This is a genomic window from Nocardia sp. CWNU-33 (genome assembly GCF_046764895.1).
Classification (GTDB): domain Bacteria; phylum Actinomycetota; class Actinomycetes; order Mycobacteriales; family Mycobacteriaceae; genus Nocardia.
On record NZ_JBKOQN010000029.1, the window covers coordinates 83,955 to 90,119 of the forward strand.

Sequence of the window (6,165 nt, forward strand, 5' to 3'; positions counted from 1 at the left end):
CTTGGTCAGCCTCGAACGGTCGAGGCTGGATCAGCCTCGACAACACTCCTGGGTGCGCACACGGAAATACACGGTTGCGAGTGTAGCAGAGCGTGAACCGCCCACTCGATTTCCTTTCGCCTTCCCAATAGTGGAAAGCGGGAACATCAAGCAGTTCCCTTCCTGCGCTGGTTACGTTCGTAGACCAGACGCAGGCCGGTCAGGGTCAGATGCGGCTGGTGGTGGTCGATTGTTTCGGACTCGGGGACGATCAGCGGCGCGCTCGCACCGGTTGCGACGATCGTCACATCATCGCCGGCAAAGGCATCGAATTCGTCGCGTATCCGATCGATCAGGCCGTCGACCAAGCCCGCGAAACCGAAAATCGCGCCGGACTGAATAGCCTCCACGGTGTTCTTGCCGACCACCGAGCGCGGGCGCGCCAACTCCACCCGGCGCAGCGCGGCGCGCTCGATCAGCGCCTCGCTGGAAATCTCCACACCGGGCGCAAGCACCCCGCCGAGAAATTCGCCCTTTGCCGAAACCAGATCGACGGTGGTCGCCGTGCCGAAATCGACGACGATCGCGGCGGTGCCGTAAAGATGGTGTGCGGCAAGGGTGTTCACGATACGGTCGGCGCCGATTTCCTTGGGGTTGTCGACGAGCAGCGGAATTCCGGTGCGCACACCGGGTTCCACCACCACATGCGGCAGATTCTCCCAATAGCGATGCAGCATCGTCCGGATCTCGCGCAGCACCGGCGGAACCGTCGACAGTGCCGAGACCCCGACGATTTCCTCCACCTGGGCGCCGACGAGGCCGCGCACCTGCATGGCGAACTCGTCCGCAGTCAGCAGTGGATTGGTGTGCATCCGCCAGTGCCTGGCGAGCTTCGCGTGGGTGCCGCTGCCGGAGAAAAGGCCCAGCTCGATGCTGGTGTTGCGGACATCGATGGCCAGCAGCATGGCCGTCAGACGTGCGCGACGGGCACGGAGGCGGCTGCCTGCGAAACCACGGCGGGCCCCGCGAATGGCGCCTCGGACACTGCGGCGGTCAATGTGCGGGGGGTGACCAGGCCGGAGCCCTCCGGTGCATGCGCCGGATCCGAGCCGAGGTCGGTCGGACGGTTGGCATCGTCGACGAATACCACCTTCGGGGCGTACTCGCGGATCTCGGCCTCGTCCATCATCCCGTAGGCGATCAAAATGACCAGGTCACCGGGGTCGACGAGATGGGCTGCGGCGCCATTGATTCCGATCACGCCGGAACCACGCTCGCCCGCGATCACATAGGTCTCCAAGCGGGCGCCGTTGTCGATATCGACGATGCAGACCTGCTCGCCCTCGAGCAGATCGGCGGCGTCGAGCAGATCCTGGTCGACGGTCACCGAGCCGACGTAGTGCAGATCGGCATGGGTCACCGTGGCACGGTGGATCTTCGACTTCATCATGGTGCGCAACATCGTCGTCGCCCTTTCCTAAATGTTGGCCTGGGCAGGCTGGGAGTCGTCCGCGGCTGCGCGCGAATCGGGAAGTGTGGGATGGCCGCCGTCGACCGGCGCACCGAGCGCCACGGCCGTGTTGTCGATCAGCCGGGTGGCGCCGACCTTGGCCGCGACGAGCAGCCGGGCATTTCCGTTGGCGGGCGCGGGACCGAGGGTCGATGACCGCAATTCGAGATAGTCGAGCTCGACGCCTGCCGCGGCATCGAGGACACCACGCCCCGCGGCGAGCACGGCGTCCGCGCCCAGGCCGCCCGCGTGCTTGCCGGCGGCCAGCGCAGCCGACAGGGCGAGCGCCGATTCCCGTTGCGCCGCATCCAGGTACCGATTGCGAGATGACAGCGCGAGACCATCGGGCTCTCGGACGGTCGGCAGCGCAACGATCTTCACGTCGAAGTTCAGGTCGCGAACCAGCTGCCGGATGAGCGTGAGTTGCTGGTAGTCCTTCTCACCGAAGAATGTCTCGGTCGGCTTCGCGATCTGCAACAGCTTGGCGACCACGGTCAGCACACCCGCGAAATGCGTCGGGCGGCTCGCGCCCTCCAGCTCCGCGCCGACCGGACCGGGATGCACCGTGGTCCGCATGCCGTCCGGGTACATATCGGCCGCGCTGGGTGCGAACACCAATTCCACGCCCTCCTTGCGGAGCAGCTCGACATCGGCGTCCAGGGTGCGCGGGTATTTGTCCAGGTCCTCGCCCGCACCGAATTGCAGGGGATTCACGAAGATCGAGACGATCACGACCTGGTTGGTCCGCTTGGCGCGGCGCACGATCTCCAGGTGCCCCTCGTGCAGTGCACCCATCGTCGGCACCAGGCCCACGGTGCGGCCGACGCCGCGCAGCGCCTTCGAGACCGCCTGGATCACCGCGGGATCGTGGTGCACGGTCAGCTCGCCCGGCCGGAAGGTACCGCGCAATTTCGGATCCATTATCGGCGTCCTTCCAGCAGTTCGATCAGGGCAGGATTGGTCTTGGCGCGCTCGGCCGTGCGCAGCGACAGCGCGCGATACCCCGCGGCCAGCCGGGTATCGACGGCTTCCAGCGCGGCCAGATGCGCCACAACGGCGTCCGTGTCACCGCGCGCCACCGGGCCGGTGAGCGCGGATTGGCCTCGGCGTAGCGCATTGTCGAGCGCGGCAGAGGCCAGCGGGGCAAGCAGCCGCTCCGCCAAACCGTTCGGCTGATCGTCGACGACCTGCTGGCCGAGCAGGCCCGGACCGGACAGCGCGGTGCGCAGCGCGGCGACTGCATCGACGATCACCGTCACGAGATGATTGCTGCCATGGGCCAGAGCCGCGTGATAGAGCTGGCGGTTCTCCTCCTGGACGCGGACCGGTTCACCGCCCATTTCGATCACCAGGGCCTGCGCGATGGCGAAGCCGACCTCGTCGGCCGCGGTGACCCCGAAGCAGGCGTTGCCGAGCCGGGCCAGGTCCTCGTCGTGGCCGGTGAAGGTCATCGCGGGATGGATGGCCAGCGGCAGCGCGCCCAACGCGGCGAGCGGGGCGAGCACGGCCACACCATTGGCGCCCGAGGTGTGCGCCACGATCGTGCCCGGCCGCACCACGCCCGCACCGGCGAGACCACGAACCAGCCCGGCCAATTCGGCGTCGGGCACCGCGAGCAGCAGCAACTCGCTGCGGGCCGCCACCTGTTCGACGGGCAGGATCTCGGAATCGGGCAGCCTGGTACGCGCCCGCTGCACGGAAGCATCGGAAATCGCGGCGACGCCGAACACCACGTGCCCGGCGCGCTCGAGTGCCGCACCGAGTGCCGAGCCGACGCGTCCCGCCGAGACGATTCCCACCGTCAGTCGTGCGGGCGCGGGGTCGAAGCCCGCAGGCTCGGTGCCGGCACGCACCGGCTCGTTGCCAGAACTCGAGGTCAACGTTGTCCTCTCGAAGTGCGATGGCCGGACACTCGTCCGTCCCAGCGCTTGATCCGTTCCAGTCCCGCCATGCGGGTACCGGACGTTACGTCACGAGGATATCGGCCTCGAGTTTGCCGATGCCATGCGGCACCGGCGTGATTTACACCGCAGTGCTGCTATCTGCGGCCGTTTTCCTCCGACTGCAGGTTCGCCATGATCTCGGCCACCGAGAGACGCCGCGAGGAATTGCCGGAGTCCGCGTCGGGGTCGACGCGGCGGCGGCGGCGGGAGGTCGGGGTGCCGACCGGTGGCGCAGAGGTGGTGGGGCGGGCCGCCTGCGGCTGTGGCGCCGGCTGCGGCTGAATCGGGGTCGGCGGCTCTTCGGTGAAGGCATCGGCCCAGCCGTGCGTCGGCTGGAGCGGCTCGGAGTGCCGATCGATCTCGACGTCGGTGATCTCGGCGGCGCTCAGCTCGTCGTCGGACTCGAGCGGGACCACGGCGGTCTCGGCGGTGACCGGTTCGTCGAAAGGGCTTGCGAACATCGGCGGCTCGGGATGATCTGCGACGAACACCGGAGTGACACTGCTGCGTGGTTGCTGAGGGCCCATGTACCCGCGACCGTCGGCATTCCCAGAGCTATCGTTCGCCGGATCAGCGAGCGCGCTGGGGAGCTCGTGAATCCGGGTCGCGTCCGCGCGCAGCGCGGGCCGGTCCATCGGCAGATCGCCGTCGAAGAGGCGCTGCAGACTCTGCCTGAGCACGGTGAGTTCGGCCCGGAGCGCGGCGATCTCGGTGGCGTCCGCCCCCACCTCCGCGCGCACGCGCGACTCGATGCCGAGCTCGTATTCGCGGCGGGCGGTGATCTCGCGCTCCAACTGGAGCTCGTACACCGTCTGCAGGTCGCGAACCTTCGCCTTGTCTATCGTGGCCTCTTTGCGGTACCGCGTGGCAGCCAAGGCGCCGACCACGGCCGCCCACAGGGCCGCAACGAGGCCTATTCGGACAAATTGCAGACTGTCGCTGAAAACGAGGAAAACGCTGGCAACCAGACCGAGCAGAATCAAGACACCAATGAACAATTTTCCCGCATCGTCCCGCCGCCGACGGGAACTGCTGCTACGGGAGGGTGAAACCATGGACGCCAGGGTAGCGTGGATGGCGAGCCACGCTACTAATCAGCCGTGGCTATTCCGCAAAGAATACTTGCTATGTAGTTGCTGGATCGTCCGAAGGATCATCCGGCGCACGACAGCAATACTCGAGCCACAGTGCTGCAGCAACCAGTGCCACCCCCGCGAGCATGCCGACGACCGCACTCGGACTGTCCGCCGCGGCCGCACGCAACGTGCCGCGCTGCGGCAGCACCCAGCACAGGAAACCCAGCCAGACTCCGGCCGCGAGCGACCCTACCTGGGCGGACGCCTTCGCCAGCGCGACCGCGCGGGCCGCGGTGATCGGATGCAGCTGGTGGGTGCCGTTACCGATCTCGTGGTCGTTGACCCGGCTGCGGATCACGAAGGCGAGGGCCACCTCGATCGCGGCCACCGGGTATAGCGACGCGCCCGCAAAGATCGATATCGGCGGGAAATTGCTGTAGGCCAGCCGGGTGGCGACCCACGCGATGACAGCCGCAGTGACGACATTCGCCAGCAGATCCCAGATTCGGGTCGGTTTGAGCTTCACGACAACGACCCCTCCGCAGGCTTGGCCGATGCCAACGAAAACTCGGTCGCTCGCACGCCGGCGCGTTCGGCGGCGTCGAGTCCAGCAACCAGATCGCGCACCGGCAAGGTAATGCCGTCGACCTCGAGCACCGCGTCCGGTTCGACGTCCAGCCACGGGATGAGGACGAAGGCCCGATTGTGCGCCTGCGGATGCGGCAGTGTCAGTTCCGGATCTGCGCTGCGGCAGGCGGTACCGTCCGCTCCGGCACACCAGATCACATCGACGTCGAGAGTCCTTGCGCCCCAGCGCACCTCGCGGACCCGATCGGCAGCCTGCTCCAGCCGCCTGCCACCGAGCAGCCAGTCTCGGCAGTCGAAATCCGGATCGTCCACCAGCACAACGGCATTCAGATAGTCTTCCTGTTCGACCCCGCCCCACGGCGCGGTCGAATACACCGGCGACACCGCGACGACCCGCGGTCCGAAACCGTCGATCACACTGCGCAGATGGGCGAGCCGGTCCCCCAGGTTCGACCCGATCGAGAGCACGGCCCTACTCACGACGCCGCCTCGCTGCGGCTCGGCTCCATCGAGCGCTGTGACATGGTTCGCTCGCTCACGAACACACCTCGCCGGTCGTCGGCGCATCATCGCGGAATGTCACGCCGCGCGCTCCCGGTGCCGCGCGGTGACAACCCGCACATCCGCGAAGGTATGCGGAATCGGCGCGGACGGTTTGTGCACCACCACCTCGACCGACTGGATGCGCGGATCGGTCATTACGTCGTCGGCGATCTCGGAGACCACCGTCTCGATGAGATTGCGCGGCGGGCCCTGGATGATACGCACGGCCCGTTCGGCCAGCCTGCCGTAATCGACGGTGGCCGCGAGATCGTCGGACGCAGCGGCAACGGCGAAATCGACCGACACCGTGAGGTCGACGATGAACTCCTGCCCGTCCTGGCGTTCATGCTCGAATACTCCGTGATGGCCGAAGGCACGCAGGCCGCGCAGCTCGATTCGGTCGCTCACTAGGGCACCATCCCTTCTGCAACCCGAACAGATAGGGTTGTTATCTCTCGGTTCCGGTGGGTGCATGGCCATGGTCGCGAGCCATTTGATGGCCACGATGAGTACTGCCAGCCCCACC

General features: G+C 67.1%; 8 protein-coding genes. All 8 read right to left on the reverse strand.

The features are described from left to right. Nucleotides 1–146 precede the first annotated feature (146 nt). A complete protein-coding gene (locus tag ACLMAL_RS30160; RefSeq protein WP_328408503.1) occupies nucleotides 147–944 on the reverse strand; it encodes a type III pantothenate kinase in 798 nt (265 codons plus the stop codon). A 5-nt stretch (nucleotides 945–949) separates the two neighbouring features. Further along, complete coding sequence (panD, locus tag ACLMAL_RS30165) at nucleotides 950–1,441, reverse strand: aspartate 1-decarboxylase (RefSeq protein WP_412002169.1); 492 nt, start codon at nucleotides 1,439–1,441, stop codon at nucleotides 950–952. 15 nt (nucleotides 1,442–1,456) lie between these two features. Then, nucleotides 1,457–2,410, reverse strand: coding sequence for a pantoate--beta-alanine ligase (gene panC, locus ACLMAL_RS30170; protein WP_412002170.1), 954 nt, complete (start codon nucleotides 2,408–2,410; stop codon nucleotides 1,457–1,459). Next, entirely contained in the window at nucleotides 2,410–3,342 is a 933-nt protein-coding gene (locus tag ACLMAL_RS30175; RefSeq protein ID WP_328412661.1) for a Rossmann-like and DUF2520 domain-containing protein, read from the reverse strand. Before ACLMAL_RS30175 ends, panC begins: the two co-directional genes overlap by 1 nt. A gap of 185 nt (nucleotides 3,343–3,527) precedes the next feature. Next, nucleotides 3,528–4,487 (reverse strand): DUF6779 domain-containing protein, encoded by a 960-nt coding sequence (locus tag ACLMAL_RS30180; protein ID WP_412002171.1) that lies wholly within the window; start codon nucleotides 4,485–4,487, stop codon nucleotides 3,528–3,530. 70 nt (nucleotides 4,488–4,557) lie between these two features. Then, nucleotides 4,558–5,034 carry a DUF3180 domain-containing protein gene (locus ACLMAL_RS30185; RefSeq protein ID WP_412002172.1) on the reverse strand — a complete coding sequence of 159 codons (477 nt, stop codon included), beginning with the start codon at nucleotides 5,032–5,034 and terminating at the stop codon, nucleotides 4,558–4,560. Beyond that, a complete protein-coding gene (gene folK / locus ACLMAL_RS30190) occupies nucleotides 5,031–5,576 on the reverse strand; it encodes a 2-amino-4-hydroxy-6-hydroxymethyldihydropteridine diphosphokinase (RefSeq protein ID WP_328408494.1) in 546 nt (181 codons plus the stop codon). Before folK ends, ACLMAL_RS30185 begins: the two co-directional genes overlap by 4 nt. Nucleotides 5,577–5,675: 99 nt before the next feature. Further along, nucleotides 5,676–6,047, reverse strand: a complete 372-nt coding sequence (gene folB / locus ACLMAL_RS30195; RefSeq protein WP_328408492.1) for a dihydroneopterin aldolase — start codon at nucleotides 6,045–6,047, stop codon at nucleotides 5,676–5,678. Nucleotides 6,048–6,165 lie beyond the last annotated feature (118 nt).